Origin of the sequence: Amycolatopsis sp. DG1A-15b (assembly GCF_030285645.1) — a bacterium.
In the GTDB taxonomy this organism is placed as follows: Bacteria; Actinomycetota; Actinomycetes; order Mycobacteriales; family Pseudonocardiaceae; genus Amycolatopsis.
This window is the reverse complement of record NZ_CP127296.1, coordinates 7661087-7678936: the sequence shown is the minus strand read 5'-3', so window position 1 is coordinate 7678936 and position 17850 is coordinate 7661087. Positions and strand designations below refer to the sequence as shown.

The window sequence follows — 17850 nt, the reverse complement described above, 5'->3', positions numbered from 1 at the left end:
GACCTTTCCCGACGAACCTCGACCGGGTGAACGCCGTCTTTACCGATGTCCAAACGCGATGATCGAAACAGCTGGGGGTAACGGATCGTGAAAAGGCTTCTGGCGGGAGCGGCCGCGCTGGCCACCGCGTTCGTGCTGGCCGCGTGCTCCGGAGGGGGCTCGGCCGGTGGCGCGAACGCGGGTGGCGGGGCCGTCGCCGCGGCGGGGACCGGCGGCGGGACGCCGACGACCTCGAGCGCCACCCCCACGCCGACCGCCACCTTCACGGTGCCGCCGGAGACGCCGACGCCCACCCCGTCGTCCACGAAGCCGACGCCGACCAGCACCTCGGCCAAGCCGAAGCCCAAGCCGACGCCGACCACGAAGCCGACGCCCAAGCCCGCGCCGGACCCCGGCGTCCCGTGCGCGGCGGCGGCCGCGGCTTCGGGTACGGCCGCCTGCGTCGACCTCTCGGCGCACAAGGCGTGGCTGCTGGAGGGCGGCAAGGTCGTCTACGGCCCGGTGCCGATGCTGCCGGGCCGCAAGGGCAACGAGACCCCGACGGGCGCGTTCCACGTGCTGTCGAAGGAGAAGATGCACCTGTCGAAGGAATTCGACAACGCGGAGATGCCGAACTCGGTCTTCTTCTACCCGGGTGACGCCTTCCACACGGGCAGCCTCTCGGTGTACTCGCACGGCTGCATCCACCTGTCGGCGGGCGCGTCTCTGAAGTTCTTCAACACGCTGAACATCGGCGACGTCGTGCAGGTCGTCCCGTAAATCGCTACGTTCCGTCACGTGGCGTAGGTCACATTCGGGTGAAGTAATCCGGATTGCTGCAACTGGCCCCCTTGATCTTGCGACAAAAAGATCAATTGGGAAGGGGGCCACATGGCCGTGCGGAAGCTTCGCCTGCTCTTGGTGGCGGCCCTGACCGGGGCGTTGCTGCCCGCCGTGTCCACGGGAGTGGCGACGGCGGCGACGCTTCCGCCGGGGTTCGTGCTCCAGGACACCGACTCCGGGCTGGGGGCATACCGGCTCACGGACTTCGGGTACCTGCCGGACAACTCCGTCCTCGCCACCGGCAAGGACGGAGTTGTCCGCTGGCTGCCGGCCACCGGCGCCGGCCGGACGATCGCGGCGCTGCCGGTCCACGCCGAGGGGGACCTCGGTCTCGTCGGGCTGGCCGTGGCGCCGGACTACCCGACGTCGCGGGCCATCTACCTCACGCGGTCGATCGACACCGCCACCGGTTTCGCCATGCGGCTGTCGCGGTTCACCGTGACCGCGGACGCGGCGGGCGCGCCGGCCGGCCTGACCGGTGAGCAGCCACTCTTCGAAGCGCCGGGCGCCTACAACGTCCACGGCATCGACACGGTCGTCGCGGCCGCGGACGGCACGCTGTGGCTGTCGGTCGGCGACGACAGCGACTACCGGATGGTGGACCCGGGCGCGCTGCGGGCCCAGGACCTCGACCAGCCCTACGGCAAGATCTTGCACCTGACCGCCGGCGGCCAGGGCGTGCCGGGGAACCCGTACTACGACGCGGCGAACCCGGGCTCGACCGCGAGCAAGGTGTTCGCGCGGGGATTCCGCAACCCGTTCCGCTTCGGCATCGACCCGAGCCTCGGCCTGCCGGTGGCCGGCGACGTCGGCTGGAACAGCTGGGAAGAGGTCGACGTCGTCCAGCGCGGCGCCAACCAGGGCTGGCCGTGCTGGGAGGGCAACCACCAGACGCCGGGTTACAGCGCCCTCGCGGGCTGCGCCGGCGTGCCGAACCAGCCGCCCCTGTTCGAGCTGCCGCACGGCGCCGGGGTCATGACGGCCAACAGCGTCACGGGCGGCATTGTCTACAGTGGATCCAGCTACCCGGCGGTCTACCGCGGCTCGTACTTCTTCGGCGACTACGTGGCGAACAAGATCTGGACGCTGCGCTACGACGACCGGGGCCGGCTCACGCAGGCCCCGGAGAACCCGCCGGTCTTCACCGATGTCGGCGGCCCGGTGAAGTTCGCGGCGGCGCCGAACGGCGACATCGCCTACGCGGACATCCTCTCCGGTCATCTGCGCCGCCTCAGCTACTCCGCCGGCAACACCGCGCCGGTGGCCAAAGCCACGACGTCGACGAACCCGGACACGCGCACGGTGTCGTTCGACGGCTCGGCATCGGTGGACTACGACAGCGACGCGCTCGGCTACGACTGGGACTTCGGCGACGGAACGACTGCGGCCGACGCCGGTCCGAAGGTGTCGCACGCCTACGCGGCGGGCACCGCGTCGTTCACCGCGAAGCTGCGGGTCCGGGACCCGCTCGGGCTCACCGGCGAGGTCGCCATCGCGGTCGCGCCGGGCAACCACACCCCGGTGCTCACGCTGACCTCGCCCCGGACCACGACGTTCGCCGTGAACCAGCAGGTCGCCGTGAGCGCCACCGCGACCGACGCCGAGGACGGCGCCCTGCCGATCACGTGGACCACGGCGGTGCGGCACTGCCCGAGCGAAGCGACGTGTCATGCGCACCCGGGCATCGGCGGGACCGGGGCGAGCTTCGCGCAGCCGTTCACCGCGCACCCGGACTCCCGGATGGAGTTCACCGCGACGGTGACCGACAGCGCGGGCGTCTCCGCTTCCCGGACGTACACGGCGATGCCGCGGCAGCACCGGATCACCCTGCGCGGTACGCAACCCGCTTCGCTGAGCATCCCGGTGGAGGGTGGCGTCAGCTCGGCCATGGTCACCGAAGGTGCTTCCTTCGACGTCGAGGCCGCGCCGCTGGCCATCGACGGCGCCTCCCGGTTCTCCGGCTGGCAGGGCGGTCCGGCGGAGCCGACCTGGATCGTCACCGTCGGCACCGGCGACCTGACGCTGACGGCGAACTACACAACCCCGATCGAGCAGCGCTACAACGCCGACGCGGCGGTGCGGGCGGTGCTCGGCGCACCGGTGGCGGCCGAGATCACCGACGGCCCGGTCCACTACCGGGTCCACGAGAACGGCCGGCTGTATTGGAGCGCGGAGACCGGCACCTGGTACGTCACCGGCCCGGTGCTGGACAAGTACCTCGCCTGGGGCGGGCACGCCGTGCTCGGGCCGCCGTCGTCCGACACGTCGACGACCCCGGACGGAATGGCCCAGTACAACCATTTCCTCACCAACGGCACCGTGGGATCGATCTACTCCACCGCCGCGACGGGTACGCACCTGATCTTCGGGGAGATCCGGAAGAAGTGGGCGGAGCTGGATTACGAGCGTGGCTTGGGCTACCCGACCACGGACGAGCTGGGAACGCCGGACGGCGTCGCTCGCTACAACCATTTCGTCAAGGATGGCTGGGTCGGGTCGATCTACTACACGACGGCGACGGGCGCGCACGCGATCTCCGGGGAGATCCGCAAGAAGTGGGCGGAGCTGGATTACGAGCGTGGCTTGGGCTACCCGACCACGGACGAGCTGGGAACGCCGGACGGCGTCGGCCGCTACAACCATTTCGTCAAGGGTGGCTGGATCGGGTCGATCTACTACACCACCGCGACGGGCGCGCACGCCATTTACGGGGAGATCCGGAAGAAGTGGGCGGCGCTCGACTACGAGCGCGGTCTCGGCTACCCGGCGACCGACGAACTCAGCACACCGGACGGCCGCGGCCGCTACAACCACTTCACCGGCGGCGGCTCGATCTACTACACGTGGACCACCGGCGCCCACATGGTGAAGGGCGAGATCCGGAAGCGCTGGGCCGCGCTCGGCTGGGAATACTCCTACCTCCACTACCCGAAGTCGGACGAGTACGTGACGAACGGGGGTTACCGCAGCGACTTCGAGGGCGGCTACCTCACCTACACCTCCGCCACCGGGGCTCGGGACCACCGCTGGTGAACCGCCACGAAGATCTTTCCCATCCACTCAACCTCGGGCCACCACCGCACGTCTTGGGTGGCAGAAAGCAGGAATCACGAACTTCTGGGGGAACACATGCGCGTGCGGCGCGTTCTGGCTGCTCTGTCCACTTTGGCCATCGGGGCGGTGCTGACCGCGTGTTCGGCGAGTGGGACGGCGGACGTCCGGCTGGCGGCGGACACGCCCTCGTCCACTCCTTCGGCCACGCAGGCGCCCGCGGCGGCTCCGGCGACGACTCCGACTTCGGCTCCGGCCAAGGCGAAGCCGGTGATGGCGGCCGGGGTTCCGTGCACGATCACGGCGAAGGCGTGTGTGTCCCTTTCGGGCAAGCAGGCTTGGCTGCTCGACGAGGGCAAGATCGTGTACGGCCCGGTGAAGATGTTGCCCGGCAAGCAGGATGGGCCGACCCCGGTGGGCAAGTGGCAGGTGGAGTACAAGGAAAAGCTGCACCACAGCAACGAGTTCAACGGTGCACCGATGCCGAACTCGGTGTTCTTCGCCCCCGGCGGCATCGCGTTCCACGAGGGCAGCCTCAGCAGGTACTCGGCCGGCTGCGTGCACCTCTCGAGCGCGGCGTCGCTGAAGTTCTTCAACACCCTTGAGAAGGGTGATGAAGTCCAGGTCGTCCGGTAAGTCCTATCAGGACGTCCGCAGGCCGGCCGGCGTCGTGCCGGCCGTCGTCAATGGCAGGCCGAGGGCGACGCGCTCGACCAGCCACGGGCTCGGCCGGTAGCGGGGGTCGCCGGTGGCCGCGGAGAGCCCGCGCAGGATGCGCAGCACCACGTCGCCGCCGACGAGGTCGCCCCAGGCCAGCGGGCCGCGGGGGTAGCCGAGACCGAGGCGGACCGCCGTGTCGATGTCCGCCGGTGTGGCCAGGTGCTGGCCCGCGATGAAGCACGCCGTGTTGACGATCGACGCCAGCAGGCGCTGCGCGATCGGGGCGGGGCCGTCGCGGACGACCGTCACGGGGTGGCCGGTCGCGGCCAGCGCGCCCCACGCGGCGCGGCCGGCGGCCGGGTCGAGCCCGGGGTGCACCGACATCGTCAGACGGCGTTCGTAACCGCCCAGCGGATCGACGCCGGCGACGCGGTCCGCCGGCAGCCCGGCGCGGGTCGCGGCGTCCACTGTGGATTCACCGTAGAGCGGTACGAGCAGGACCGCGTCCGGGTAGGCGTCCGAAACCACCTGCACGCCCGCGGACGACAGCGCGCGGGCGAGGTGCTCGTCCGCGGTGAACACCGGGCTCGCCGGCTTCGGCGGGGCGGCGGGCTCGTCGGCGACCCGCTGCTTGCCGTCGGCGTAGGCGTAGAAACCTTCGCCGTTCTTCCGGCCGAACAGGCCGGCGGCCACGCGCGGCCGGGTCAGCCACGACGGCCGCAGCCGCGGGTCGCCGTGGAAGCCGCTCCAGATGCTTTCGAGGACGGCGTGCGAGACGTCGAGGCCGGTGAGGTCGAGCAGCTCGAACGGGCCGAGCTTCAGGCCGAGCACGTCACGGGCGATGCGGTCGACGTCGGCGGGCTCGGCCAGCGCCTCGGCGAGGATCTGCAGCGCCTCGGTGTTGAGGCCGCGGCCGGCATGGTTGACCAGGAAGCCGGGCGCGTCCTTCGCGAGCACCGGCTCGTGGCCCCAGTTCTTGACCAGTTCGAGTGCCTCGCCCGGCAGCCAGCCGTGCGTGCGCGCGCCGGGGACCACCTCGACCAGGCGCATCAGCGGCACCGGGTTGAAGAAGTGCAGGCCGACGAGCCGGCCGGGGTCGGCCAGCTCGGCGGCGATCTCGGTGACCGACAGCGAACTCGTGTTCGTCGCGAACACCGTCTCCTGTGGACAGATCCGCTCGATGCTCGCGAACAGGGCGCGTTTCGTCGCGAGGTCCTCCCGGACGGCTTCGACGACGAGGTCGACACCGTCCGCTGGCGCGTCGGGCGCGGCCACCGCGACCAGCCGGTCCTTGACGGCTTGAGCGTCCTCGCTCAGCTTGCCCTTGGCGGCGAGCTTGTCCACCATCCCGCCGACGTACTCGATCGCCTCGGCGACGGCCTCGCGCCGGACGTCGGCCAGCTCGACGGTCACCCCCGCGGTCGCGGCCAGCTGGACGATCCCGCGGCCCATCACCCCGGTGCCGATCACCCGGATCCTGCCGACCTTCCCGGCCCACCCCGTCACGTCGTGCCGCCTTCCGCCGTTGGACTCCCGCCCCAGCCTAGAGGCCGACGAACTCCGCCATCCGCTTCGCCGAGTGGGCGAAGAACGCGTCGGCCGGGTCGACGCTGCCGACGTACTGGCCGAACAGGTCGAAGCTGATCGCGCCGAACAGCTGCGTCCACGCCATCAGCAGCCGGGCGACGGTTTCGGGCCCCGCGATGATCCCGAGGACCTTCGTGAGCGCCTCGGCCTGGGCGCGCAGCTCGGGCGGGACCTCACCGTCGACCGCGCGCAGTTCGGTGTGCGTGAGCACCTTGACCAGGGCGAGCGCGACGCGGGCCGCCGGTACGACGGTGTCCTGCGGCGCCGCGTAGCCGGGGATCGGGGAGCCGTAGATCAGGGCGTACTCGTGGGGGTGGGCGCGGGCCCAGTCGCGCGTGCCCTGCCAGATCGCCAGCCACCGCTCGCGGAGGTCGCCGGTGCCCGGGTCCGCCTTCTCGGCCGCTTCGCCGATCGCGTTGTAGGCGTCGACGATCAGGTCGGTCAGCAGCCGGTCACGGCTGGGGAAGTACCGGTAGATCGCGGACGACACCATGCCCAGCTCCCGGGCCACCGCGCGCAGCGAAAGCCCGTGCGCGCCGACCTCGGCGAGCTGGCGGCGGGCCTCGTCCTTGATCTCCTGGGTCAGTTCGGCGCGGGCACGTTCACGTGCGGTGCGGGTGGCGGTCATAGTGATCAGTGTGCCACGACGAGAGCGCTGCACAAAACAGAGAGCACTGCTCTTGACAGGGTGCAGCGCTCTGGTGTTCACTGCTCTTAACCGAGAGCACTGCTCTCCCGAAACTTCGGAGGACACCATGACCGAGACCCGCTACATCAAGCCGAAGAAGTCCACCAACGCCTTCAACGAGGCCGTCGCGAAGCTGACCAAGCTGGGCGTGAGCGTCTGGGGCAGCCGGGTGCTGACCGTCGTCGGCCGCAAGAGCGGCGAACCACGCTCGGTGCCGGTCAACCTGCTGACCGTCGACGGCGTCCGCTACCTCGTCGCCCCGCGTGGCGAGACGCAGTGGGTGCGCAACCTGCGTGCGGCCGGCCAGGGCACGCTGCGCGTGGGGCGCCGCGTCGAGACGTTCACCTTCCGCGAGCTGGCCCACGACGAGAAGCCGGGCATCCTGCGCGCGTACCTCAAGCGCTGGAAGTTCGAGGTCGGCGTGTTCTTCGACGGCGTCGACGCCAAGGCCTCGGACGAGAAGCTGCGCGAGATCGCGCCGGGCTACCCGATCTTCGAGATCTTCACGAAGTAGGTTTGCGCCGCGTGAAATTGGCGGCGATCAGGACCACGCCGACCAGGAACGCGGCGAGCCCGATGAGGAACCACAGCTTCTGGCCGGTCATGAAGCTGCCGGTGATGACGCCGATGCCCTGCAGCACCCAGACGGCGCCGACGAGCACGAGCACGACTCCGACCGCGAAGGTGATCCAGCGCTTCATCCACCCAGTCTAAGCAGGCCGGTCGTCCGGGACGAGCTTGTGGCGGTAGGCGTAGACGACGGCGTGCACGCGATCCGGCAGCCCGAGCTTGCTCAGCACCCGGGATACATGCGTCTTGACCGTTTCCTCGCCGACGTGCAGCTTCCGCGCGATCTCGGCGTTGCTGCAGGCGCCGGCGAGCAGCAGCAGCACCTCGCGTTCGCGGGAGGTCAGCCGGGCCAGCTCCGGGGGCTCGGCGGCCGCCGGTTCGAGGACCGTGGCGAACTTCGCGACCAGCCGCCGCGTCACCGACGGGTCGATCAGCGCGTCGCCGCGCGCGGCCACCCGCATCGCCGCGACGAGCTCCTCCGGCGCCAGGCTCTTCAGCAGGAACCCGCTCGCGCCGGCCCGCAGCGCGCGGTAGACGTACTCGTCGGCGTCGTAGGTCGTGAGCACGAGGACGCGCGTGTCGTTGCCCGGCGCGGCCAGGATCGCCTCGGTCGCGGCGAGGCCGTCGAGGCGGGGCATCCGGACGTCGAGGACCGCGACGTCCGGGCGCAGGCGCGCGGTCTCGGCGACGGCTTCGCGGCCGTCGGACGCCTCGCCGACGCAGGTGAAGTCGGGCTGGGTGTCGAGCAGCGCGCGCATCCCGGAGCGGAACATCGCGTGGTCGTCGGCCAGCAGGACGCGGATCATGTGCTCTCCACCGGGAAGGTCGTGCGCAGCTGCCAGAGCCCGCCGGCCTCGCCGTAGGAGACTTGGCCGCCGAACAGGGTGACGCGCTGGCGGATGCCCGCCAGGCCGCGGTGGGCGTGCTCGCCCTCGGCCGTCCGGTCCGCGCGCAGGCCGTTGGTCACCGTGAGCACGACCTCGGTGCGGCCGTGGTTCAGCTCGACCTCGACCGGGCCCTGGCCGTGGCGCAGGGCGTTGGTCAGGGCTTCCTGGGCGATCCGGTAGAGCGCGACGTCGAGCGAGCCGGGCAGTTCGCGGGGCTCCCCGCGCAGCGTCAGCCGGGTCGGCAAGCCGGCCGCGCGGACGGTTTCGACCAGCTCGTCGAGGTTGTCCAGGCCGGGCTGTTCGACGTCGGTCTCGGCGTGCAGGAGGTCGAGCAGCCGGCGCAGGTCGGCCATCGCCGAGCGGCTCGCCGACTCGACGGCGCCGAGCGACTTCCGCGCCGGTTCGGCGCCCTCGGGGAGGCCGAGCCGGGCGGCGCCGGCGTGCACCCCGATGGCGCTGACGTGGTGGGAGATGACGTCGTGCAGGTCGCGCGCGATGGTGGTGCGTTCCTCGAGGACGGCCCGTTTGATGGCTTCTTCTTCGTGCTGACGGCGTTCGTCGGCTTCGCGTTCGAGGTCGGCGATGTAGGCGCGCCGGGCGGTCGTGTACCGGCCGACGAGCCACGGCAGCAGCGCGGAGACGCTGACGTTGATGGCGATGAGCCGCCAGTCGGAGGCGGTGCGCCCACCGCCGGCGATGCAGCCGGCGGTGACCCCGGCGAGCAGGGCGCCGAGCGCGAGCACGGCGGGCCGTGGCCGCAGCCAGGCCCCGGCCCGGTAGCCGGCGATGAGGATCCCGGCGTTGTTGCCGCTGACGTACCCCTGACAGGTGCAGAGCAGCAGCGGCGCACCGACGAAGAGCACGGCGTGGGCGAGGGCGACCCACCCGGAGTACCGCGCGGCGCCGGCGAGGGCGGCGTTGACGGCGACGCCGCTGAGCAGCACGGCCCAGGCCCGCCACCCGGCCTCCCCGAGCGGGCCGCGAAGGGTGAAGAGGGCGGCGTCGCAGACCACGCAGACGAGCGCCACCAGCAGCGACTGCCGTCTCAGTGACCCCCGGATGTCCTGCACACCCGCAACTGTGCCCTAACCGGCGAACGCGAGGAACGGAAACGCCCCGATGCGGCGTGGAGGGGTACGCGGCACCGGGGCGTTCCCTGGCCGGAGGGGCGCCGGGGTCAACTCGTCGGGCGGGCCGGGTAGCTGCCGCCGCGGCGCTGGCCCGGCTGGCGCTGGCCCGGCTCGAAGCCCTTGCCCAGGGTGGTCGCCGTCGCCGTCTGGCCCTCCACCTTGGCCACCACCGTCACGTTCGTGTCGCCCGTCTTCACGTCGCCCGTCTTCTGGGTCGACGAGTCGAGCGTGTACGTCTGCTTGTAGCCGTCCTTGCTGGTCAGCGTCACCGAGGTGGCGGTCAGCTCCGTGACGTCGCCCGTCTGCAGGCGCTCGGTCGTGTACCCGCCGCTGCCGTTCGACACCACGAAGTCGCCGTGCAGGGCGTCGCGCATCGCTGCCATTCCGCCGCCGAAACCACCTCCCGGCATGCCCTGGCCGCGGAACTGGCCGCCACCAGGGCCGCCCGGGCCGCCGAAGCCGCCGGGGCCCTGCGCCGTGTTGTCGGCGCTGCTGGTGCCCGCCCAGATCGCTGCGCCGCCGCCCGCCGCGATCACCACGGCGATGCCCGCCGCGATCGCCGTCTTCTTGCCGGACCAGCCCTTCTTCGGCGCCGCCGGGGCCGGGTCGCCCCAGTTGCTGCCCTCGGGCTGGGTGTTCGGCATCGGCTCGGTCGTCATCGTGTCCCTCCGGTGGTGCCCACACTGGTCCCGCTCAGGTTCGCCGCCGCGGCTGTGTTTGAGCTGTGCGGAGCGTCAGCGGGCGCTGTGCCTCTTCGAAGCCGCCCCGAACGCGCGAACCTTCACAGCAAACGCACAGCGACCGCACAGCGAACACCGACGCCGGGCCGGGAAGGTGGCACTATGACCGCTATGAACGCCACGTCACCCGGCCCTGGCAAGGCCGACCTCCGCCGCGCCGACGGGAGCCCGGTGCGGGTCCTGGTCGTCGACGACGAGGCGACGCTGGCCGAGCTCGTCTCGATGGCCCTGCGGATGGAGGGCTGGGAGGTGCGCAGCGCGGGCGACGGCACCGAGGCCGTCCGGATCGCGCGCGAATTCCGCCCCGACGCCGTCGTCCTCGACGTCATGCTCCCCGACTTCAGCGGCCTCGAGGTGCTGCGCCGGATGCGGTCCGAGGCGGCCCACCTGCCGGTGCTGTTCCTGACGGCGAAGGACGCGGTCGAGGACCGCATCGCCGGGCTCACCGCGGGCGGCGACGACTACGTCACCAAGCCGTTCAGCCTCGAGGAGGTCGCGCTGCGGCTGCGCGCGCTGCTGCGCCGGGCGGGCGGGGTGACCGGGACGAGCGGGTCGACGCTCGTCGTCGGCGACCTCACCCTGGACGAGGACAGCCGCGAGGTGCACCGCGGCGGCGACCTGGTGCCGCTCACCGCGACCGAGTTCGAGCTGCTGCGCTACCTCATGCGCAACCCGAAGCGGGTGCTGTCGAAGGCCCAGATCCTGGACCGCGTGTGGAGCTACGACTTCGGCGGCCAGGCCAACATCGTCGAGCTCTACATCTCCTACCTGCGCAAGAAGATCGACGCCGACCGCGAGCCGATGATCCACACCATGCGGGGCGCCGGGTATGTCCTCAAGCCCGCAGGCTGAACCGGCGCGCGTTCGCCGGCCGTGGTCGCTGCGGCGGCGGCTGATCGTCCAGCTCGCCGCGCTGCTCGCCCTGGTGTGCCTGGTCGTCGGCGTGGTCACCGAGTTCGCGCTGAGCGAGTTCCTCGTCGGCCAGCAGGACAAGCGGCTGGCCGCGGCGAGCGACCGCGCCGCGCACGCCGGGGAACGCCCGCCGCCGTGGACCTACGGCGAAGCGCCGCCACCGGACCCGCTGCGCGCGCTCGGCCAGGGGGACGGCACGCTCGCCGCGGTCCAGCGTGGCGTGCTCGCCAGGGGCAGCGTGCTGGACTCCACCGTCGGCGCGCCGTCGAAGCGCAAAGCGCCGTTCCGCGATCTCCCGAAGGCGCAGGTGCTGATCCTGCTCGCGGTGCCGTCCGACGGGAAGCAGCACAGCGTGGACCTCGGCGGCAGCCTCGGCGAGTACCGCGTCGTTTCGACGGTGGAGCCGAACGGCGACAAGACGGTCATCGGCCTGCCGCTGCGGGACGTCAACGAGACGCTCTGGCAGCTCGGGTTCATCCTCGGCGGGGTCGCGCTCGCCGGGATCCTGGTGGCGGGCGCGGTCGGCGCGGCGACGATCCGCCGCACGATGCAACCGCTCGACCGGCTGGCCGCGACCGCGACCCGCGTCTCCGAACTGCCGCTGGACCGCGGCGAAGTGGCGCTGTCCGAGCGCGTCCCGGAGGCCGACACCGACCCGAACACCGAGGTCGGCAAGGTCGGCTCGGCGCTGAACCGGATGCTGCAGCACGTCGCGAACGCGCTGACCGCGCGGCACGCGAGCGAGAACCGCGTCCGCCAGTTCGTCGCGGACGCGAGCCACGAGCTGCGCACCCCGCTGGCGGCGATCCGCGGGTACGCCGAGCTGACCCGCCGCGGCGGCGAGCAGGTGCCCCCGGACGTCGCGTTCGCGATGAGCCGCGTCGAGTCCGAGTCGCGCCGGATGACGACGCTGGTGGAGGACCTGCTGCTGCTCGCCCGGCTGGATTCCGGCCGCCCGGTGGTGCACGAGTGGGTGGACCTGTGCCGCCTGGTGGCCGACGCGGTCGCGGACGCGCACGTCGCGGGCCCGGACCACAAGTGGCTGATGGACGTCCCCGGCGAACCGATCGGCGTCCGCGGCGACGCGGGCCAGCTGCACCAGGTGGTGATCAACGTCCTGGCCAACGCGCGCACGCACACGCCACCGGGCACGACGGTGACGACCACACTGTCCACAGCGGACGGAATCGTCCGGCTCCGGGTGGCCGACGACGGCCCGGGCATCCCCCCGGAAATCCTCCCGGACATCTTCGAGCGCTTCGCCCGCGGCGACAATTCACGCTCCCGGGCGGCGGGGAGCACCGGGCTCGGGCTGGCGATCGTGGCCGCGGTGGTGGCGGCGCACGGCGGGCGCGTCGGGGTGCAGAGCCGGCCGGGGCGGACGGAGTTCGAGATCACGTTCCCGGAGGCACTGGCCCCCTGAGCGCAAGCGGTCGGGCGGATGCACAGCTGGCGCACAGCTTCGCCACAAGTTCACCACATCCGGCGCCGACACGGTGAACGCCATGACGACCACGCTGTCGGCGCCCGCGCACGCCCAGCCCGCTCCCGAAGCCGACCGGAAACCGCGGTGGGTCAAGCCTTCCGTGGCCGCGCTGCTGGCCGGTACCGCACTGCTCTACCTGTGGGACCTGGCGAAAACCGGCTGGGCCAACGACTTCTACGCGATGGCCGTGCAGGCCGGCACGTGGAGCTGGAAGGCGCTGTTCTTCGGTTCGCTCGATCCGGGCAACGTCGTCACCGTCGACAAACCGCCCTTCTCGCTGTGGGTCATGGGGCTGTCGGGGCGGCTCTTCGGTTTCTCCAGCTGGAGCCTGCTGGTGCCGGACGCGCTCGCCGGCGTCGCGTCCGTCGGGTTGCTCTACCTCGCCGTTCGGCGGCTCTCGGGGCCCGGTGCCGGACTGCTGGCCGGGGCCGGCCTCGCGCTGACGCCGGTCGCCGCGCTCATGTTCCGCTACGACAACCCCGACGCCTTCCTCGTTCTGCTGCTCGTCGCCGGCGCCTACTGCGTGGTGCGGGCACTGGAACACGCGAGCACGAAGTGGCTGGTGCTCGCCGGGGTCGCGATCGGCTTCGGTTTCCTCGACAAGATGCTGCAGGCGTTCCTCGTGCTGCCCGCGTTCGTGCTGGTCTACGCCGTCGCGGCGCCGGCGTCGCCCGGCCGCCGGCTCGGCCAGCTGGTCGCCGCGGCGGGTGCGGTGGTCGTCTCGGCCGGCTGGTGGATCGCGGCCGTCGCGCTCTGGCCGGTCGCGGACCGGCCCTACATCAGCGGCTCAACCGACAACACGGTGCTGGAACTGGCGTTCGGCTACAACGGCCTCGGCCGGATCTTCGGCGAAGGGCGCGGTGGGCGGGCGGGCACGCCGCCCGCCGGGCTGGAGCTGCCCACCGGTGCCCGGGGCGGTTTCGGTGGCGGCTTCGGCGGCCAAGCCGGCCTGACGCGGCTGTTCGGCGGCGAGTTCGGCGGTGAGGCGTCGTGGCTGCTGCCGGCCGCGGTCATCGGGCTGGTCGCCGGCCTGTGGTTCACCCGCCGCGCGCCGCGCACCGACCGCACGCGGGCGGCGCTGCTGCTGTGGGGTGGCTGGCTGGTGGGCACCGCGCTGGTGTTCAGCTACATGAGCGGCATCATCCACCCCTACTACACGGTCGCCCTGGCCCCCGGGATCGCCGCCACCCTGGCGATTTCCGCGCGCGAGCTCTGGCGCGGCCGGGCGAACTTCGCGGCTCGCGCGGTGCTCGCCGTCATGCTCGCGGTGACGGCGGTCTGGGCGTTCCTCCTCCTCGCGCGGACGCCGGACTGGCAGCCGTGGGTCCGCTACGCGCTCCTCGTCGCCGGGGCCGCCGCCGTCGCGGGCCTGCTGTTCGGGGCTGACCGCTTCCGGCGGCTCGGCCCGGTCGTGGCCGTGCTCGGCCTGTGCGGCGCGCTGCTCGGGACCACGTCCTTCACGCTGGCGACGGCCGCGACCGCGCACTCCGGCGGGACGCCGTCGTCCGGGCCGTCCGTCGCGAGTGGACGCGGCTTCGGCGGCCCGCGCGGCTTCGGGGCGGGGGAGACCGACACCGCGGTGATCGACCTGCTGAGGAGCACGACGACGAAGTGGGCCGCGGCGCAGAGCGGCGCGATGCAGTCGGCGGGCCTGGCGCTGGCGAGCGGACGGCCGGTGCTCGCGATCGGCGGCTTCAGCGGCAGCGACCCGGCGCCGACGCTGACGCAGTTCCGGCAGTACGTCGCCGACGGCGACCTCCACTACTACGTCGCCGGTGGTCGCGGCGGCTTCGGCGGCGGCCGCGGGACCGCCGGGGAGATCCAGGCCTGGGTCGAGCAGAACTTCGCGCCGCTCACGGTGGGCGGCACGACGGTTTACGACCTGACTAAATCTGTCAGCTGATCGAAATTGCGCAGCCGGGTGGAATTGTTTCAAGCGTGTTAACAGTTCGGGAATCATTCGGCGCATTCCAGACCGCTGCGGTATCGGCGGATGCGGACAGGTGTTCGAATTTCCGGAGCGTGGTCGGCTCATTCCGAACGACCGTTCGGATCCATCGATGCGCTCTGGGTGATGATCTCGGTACTCCTGGTCACCACCGTAACGACCAGGAATCTCGAGGCGTGCACTTGCACGCGCTCCGTGCACGCGCACGTCAGATTCTTGGCCGGGCGGCCGACAGAAACCGGGTTCAAAATGATCTCGAACGCGTCGATCCCGCTGGTTAGCCCAGGTGGCGGTCACTCGTTCGGATGCAATGAGCGGACGTTGTGGGGATCTTGTGCTACTCGCTAGGCTCTCCGCCGGGAGAGGGACAGGGGTGGCTGATCCGGCACGCTGAGTGCCGGGATTTCACTGGGGGTAGGCGCCTCCTGTCCGCGTTCTCTCGCGATGACCCGATCAGGTGCGGCCGGAAGAGAGCAGCGATGACCGTGCGCGGTGGCGCAGCTCGAACCAATCGACCTTCTTGTCGTCACCACCCGTAGCCCCGAGCGCGCAATTCCCCCTTTGGTACGGCCCCACTCCACTTCCCCCGCAACCTGGAGTTTCGTTGTGATTTCCCGTCCTCGCCCCCGTCTGCTGACGGTGCTCCTGACTTTGCTGGCCCTCGCCGGGGTCACCGTGCTTTCCGGGTGCAGCGACAGCTCCGCTTCCGGCAGCGGCAGCAAGATCACCATCGGGTTCAGCGCCTGGCCGGGCTGGTTCCCCTGGCAGGTGGCGCAGGAGCAGGGCCTGTTCGCCAAGAACGGTGTCAACGTCGACCTCAAGTACTTCGACAACTACACCGACAGCATCAACGCGCTCTCCAGCGGCGCCATCGACGCCAACAGCCAGACCCTCAACGACACCCTGTCGTCGGTCTCCGGCGGCGCCAAGCTGTCGATCGTGCTGGTGAACGACAACTCCACCGGCAACGACAAGATCATCGCCCGTGACGGGATCACCAGCATCGCCGACCTCAAGGGCAAGAAGGTCGCCGTCGAGCAGGGCGCGGTCGACCACTACCTGCTGCTGCTCGCGCTGCAGTCGGCGAACCTGACCGAAAAGGACATCCAGCTCGTCAACCTCCCGACCGACGCCGCCGCGGCCGCGTTCAAGAGCGGCCAGGTCGACGCGGTCGCCGCGTTCGCGCCGTTCACCTCGACGGCGCTGGAGCGCGCGGGCAGCCGCGCGATCTCGACGTCGGCCGAATTCCCCGGCGCCATCCCCGACCACCTCGTGACGTCGCAGAAGCTGGTCAAGGACCGCCCGAAGGACGTGCAGGCGCTGGTCAACACCTGGTTCGAGACGCTGACCTGGATCAAGAACAACAAGGACGCGGCCGTCAAGGTGATGGCCAAGCGCGGCGGCGTCTCCGAGGAGGACTACAAGTCCTACGACGCCGGCACCACGATCTTCACGCGGCAGCAGAACATCGACGCGTTCACCCCGGGCGTCACCCCGAAGAACCTCGACTTCCAGGCGAACAAGATCATCGACTTCATCGTCGGCACCGGGCTCGCCCAGCAGCGGCCCTCGCTCGACGGCCTGTTCGACGACCAGTTCGTGAAGGCCGCGCCCCAGTGACCGGTCCCACCCAGCGCACCACCCCGGCGAACACGGCCGAGGCGCGGGCCGCCGAGGCACAGGAAGCGGAACAGCGGCTCGCCGAGCAGCAGGAGGCCGACCGGGTGGGCGGCGGACGGCCGGACTGGTCGCCGCTGCCCCGCCGGGCCGGGCTGAAGCCGTCCGCTTCGCCGCTTTTCTCCTTGCGCACGCCCATTTCCGCGGCGTCCCGCTGGACGCTCGCGGCGCTGTCCTTCGCCATCCCGTTCCTGGCGTGGGTGGTGCTGAGCGTCAGCGGGGCCGTCGACTCGACGTTCCTGCCGTCCCCGGCCGCGGTGCTCAAGGCCGGGGTGGACATGGCGGGCACCGGTGAGCTCTTCGACGACCTCTGGACGACCACCCTGCGGGTGCTCGAAGGCTTCGGGCTCGCCGTGCTGGTGTCAGTCCCGCTCGGCATCCTGATGGGCTCCTTCGCCGCCGGGCAGGCGTTCTTCGAGCCGCTGATCGGGCTGATGCGCTACCTGCCGGCGAGCGCGTTCATCTCGCTGCTGATCATCTGGCTCGGCCTCGGCGAGCCGTCGAAGATCGCCATCCTCTTCATCGGCACGGTCTTCTTCAACACGCTGATGACCGCCGACGTCGTCCGCGCCGTGCCCAGCTCGCTCATCGACGTCTCCTACACGCTCGGCGCGCGCCGCGGCGAGGTGCTGCGCAAGATCGTCGTGCCGCACTCGCTGCCCGGCATGATCGACGCGATCCGGGTCAACGCCGCCGCGGCGTGGAACTTCGTGGTCGTCGCCGAGCTGATCAACTCCTCGGCGGGCCTCGGCTACCGGATCGTGCGCGCGCAGCGGTTCCTGCAGACCGACAAGATCTTCGCGGTGCTCGTGGTCATCGGGATCGCCGGGCTCGGAATCGACGTCCTGCTGCGCCTGCTGCGCACGCGGGTCGGGAAGTGGGCGGCATGACGCTGGAGCTGCGGAACGTCGCCAAGGACTACACCGTCCGCGGCATGACCACGCGCGCCCTCGACGGCGTCGACCTCGAAGTGCTGCGCGGCGAGTTCGTCTGCGTCGTCGGCGCGAGCGGCTCGGGCAAGTCGACGCTGCTGTCGCTGGTGGCCGGGCTCAGCCGGCCGACCGAGGGCGAGATCCTGCTCGACGGCGTGCCGGTGACCGCGCCGGGGCCGGACCGCGGTCTCGTCTTCCAGGCCGGCGCGCTCTACCCGTGGCGCAGCGTCGAGAAGAACGTCGCGTTCGGACTCGAGCTGCTCTCGATCGACGCCGCCGAGCGCGCCAAGCGCGTCGACTGGTACCTGGCCGAGACCGGTCTCGACGGCGTGCGCAAGTCGCTGCCGAAGCAGCTTTCCGGCGGCCAGAAGCAGCGCGTCGCGATCGCGCGCGCACTGGCGGGCGAACCGGAAGTTCTGCTGCTGGACGAACCCTTCGGCGCCCTGGACGTCCAGACCAAAGAGGACATGCAGGTGCTGATCCGCCAGGTGTGGGCCGACACCGGCACCACGGTGCTGATGGTCACCCACGACGTCGAGGAAGCGGTGTTCCTGGGCGGCCGGGTGGTGGTGCTCGCCTCCGACCCGGGCCGGATCGCCGCCGACGTCGAGGTGGCGCTGCCCGCCGAGCGGGACCTGGCGGTGAAGCGCGAACCGCGGTTCCTCGCGCTGCGCGCCCGGATCGAGGACCTGGTCCGGGAGCAGCACCGGGGCCACGTGAGCCGGGTGGCCGCGGTCGAGTGAGTACGGAAGACGGGAAG

General features: G+C 71.3%; 16 protein-coding genes. 10 read left to right on the top strand and 6 right to left on the bottom strand.

Going from position 1 to position 17850, the window contains the following annotated elements:
- Positions 1-87: 87 nt before the first annotated feature.
- The 3 genes from QRY02_RS35350 (at position 88) to QRY02_RS35340 (ending at position 4509) form a co-directional block, all read left to right on the top strand.
- Positions 88-759: a L,D-transpeptidase gene (locus QRY02_RS35350; RefSeq protein ID WP_285987128.1), complete on the top strand. Its 672-nt coding sequence runs from the start codon at positions 88-90 to the stop codon at positions 757-759.
- A 111-nt stretch (positions 760-870) separates the two neighbouring features.
- Positions 871-3855, top strand: a complete 2985-nt coding sequence (locus tag QRY02_RS35345) for a PQQ-dependent sugar dehydrogenase (protein WP_285987127.1) — start codon at positions 871-873, stop codon at positions 3853-3855.
- Positions 3856-3951: 96 nt separating this feature from the next.
- Positions 3952-4509: a L,D-transpeptidase gene (locus QRY02_RS35340; protein WP_353068013.1), complete on the top strand. Its 558-nt coding sequence runs from the start codon at positions 3952-3954 to the stop codon at positions 4507-4509.
- A 6-nt stretch (positions 4510-4515) separates the two neighbouring features.
- On the opposite strand, the gene QRY02_RS35335 is transcribed toward QRY02_RS35340, so the two are convergent.
- Both QRY02_RS35335 and QRY02_RS35330 read right to left on the bottom strand, forming a co-directional pair.
- Positions 4516-6039, bottom strand: a complete 1524-nt coding sequence (locus QRY02_RS35335) for a 3-hydroxyacyl-CoA dehydrogenase (protein ID WP_285987125.1) — start codon at positions 6037-6039, stop codon at positions 4516-4518.
- Between the two features lie 37 nt (positions 6040-6076).
- Positions 6077-6748, bottom strand: coding sequence for a TetR/AcrR family transcriptional regulator (locus QRY02_RS35330; RefSeq protein WP_285987124.1), 672 nt, complete (start codon positions 6746-6748; stop codon positions 6077-6079).
- Positions 6749-6875: 127 nt separating this feature from the next.
- On the opposite strand from QRY02_RS35330, the gene QRY02_RS35325 reads away from it, so the two are divergent.
- Positions 6876-7322 carry a nitroreductase family deazaflavin-dependent oxidoreductase gene (locus QRY02_RS35325; protein WP_285987123.1) on the top strand — a complete coding sequence of 149 codons (447 nt, stop codon included), beginning with the start codon at positions 6876-6878 and terminating at the stop codon, positions 7320-7322.
- Here the strand turns inward: QRY02_RS35325 and QRY02_RS35320 are convergent.
- The 4 genes from QRY02_RS35320 to QRY02_RS35305 form a co-directional block, all read right to left on the bottom strand.
- Entirely contained in the window at positions 7312-7509 is a 198-nt protein-coding gene (locus QRY02_RS35320; RefSeq protein ID WP_285987122.1) for a hypothetical protein, read from the bottom strand. The genes QRY02_RS35325 and QRY02_RS35320 overlap by 11 nt on opposite strands.
- 9 nt (positions 7510-7518) lie before the next feature.
- The gene (locus tag QRY02_RS35315; RefSeq protein ID WP_285987121.1) at positions 7519-8184 is read right to left on the bottom strand and encodes a response regulator; all 666 of its coding nucleotides are present in this window, start codon (positions 8182-8184) and stop codon (positions 7519-7521) included.
- Positions 8181-9335, bottom strand: coding sequence for a sensor histidine kinase (locus QRY02_RS35310; protein WP_285987120.1), 1155 nt, complete (start codon positions 9333-9335; stop codon positions 8181-8183). Before QRY02_RS35310 ends, QRY02_RS35315 begins: the two co-directional genes overlap by 4 nt.
- Before the next feature lie 107 nt (positions 9336-9442).
- Complete coding sequence (locus tag QRY02_RS35305; protein ID WP_285987119.1) at positions 9443-10054, bottom strand: hypothetical protein; 612 nt, start codon at positions 10052-10054, stop codon at positions 9443-9445.
- A 183-nt stretch (positions 10055-10237) separates the two neighbouring features.
- On the opposite strand from QRY02_RS35305, the gene QRY02_RS35300 reads away from it, so the two are divergent.
- The 6 genes from QRY02_RS35300 to QRY02_RS35275 all read left to right on the top strand — a co-directional run bounded on the left by QRY02_RS35300 (position 10238) and on the right by QRY02_RS35275 (position 17833).
- Positions 10238-10987: a response regulator transcription factor gene (locus tag QRY02_RS35300; protein ID WP_285987118.1), complete on the top strand. Its 750-nt coding sequence runs from the start codon at positions 10238-10240 to the stop codon at positions 10985-10987.
- Positions 10965-12470: a sensor histidine kinase gene (locus QRY02_RS35295; protein ID WP_285987117.1), complete on the top strand. Its 1506-nt coding sequence runs from the start codon at positions 10965-10967 to the stop codon at positions 12468-12470. The genes QRY02_RS35300 and QRY02_RS35295 overlap by 23 nt, the downstream gene beginning before the upstream one ends.
- A gap of 82 nt (positions 12471-12552) precedes the next feature.
- Positions 12553-14436: a glycosyltransferase family 39 protein gene (locus QRY02_RS35290; protein ID WP_285987116.1), complete on the top strand. Its 1884-nt coding sequence runs from the start codon at positions 12553-12555 to the stop codon at positions 14434-14436.
- Between the two features lie 651 nt (positions 14437-15087).
- Positions 15088-16101, top strand: coding sequence for an ABC transporter substrate-binding protein (locus QRY02_RS35285; protein WP_353068012.1), 1014 nt, complete (start codon positions 15088-15090; stop codon positions 16099-16101).
- Positions 16098-17048 (top strand): ABC transporter permease, encoded by a 951-nt coding sequence (locus QRY02_RS35280; RefSeq protein WP_285987114.1) that lies wholly within the window; start codon positions 16098-16100, stop codon positions 17046-17048. The genes QRY02_RS35285 and QRY02_RS35280 overlap by 4 nt, the downstream gene beginning before the upstream one ends.
- Positions 17045-17833 carry an ABC transporter ATP-binding protein gene (locus QRY02_RS35275; RefSeq protein ID WP_285987113.1) on the top strand — a complete coding sequence of 263 codons (789 nt, stop codon included), beginning with the start codon at positions 17045-17047 and terminating at the stop codon, positions 17831-17833. Before QRY02_RS35280 ends, QRY02_RS35275 begins: the two co-directional genes overlap by 4 nt.
- Positions 17834-17850 lie beyond the last annotated feature (17 nt).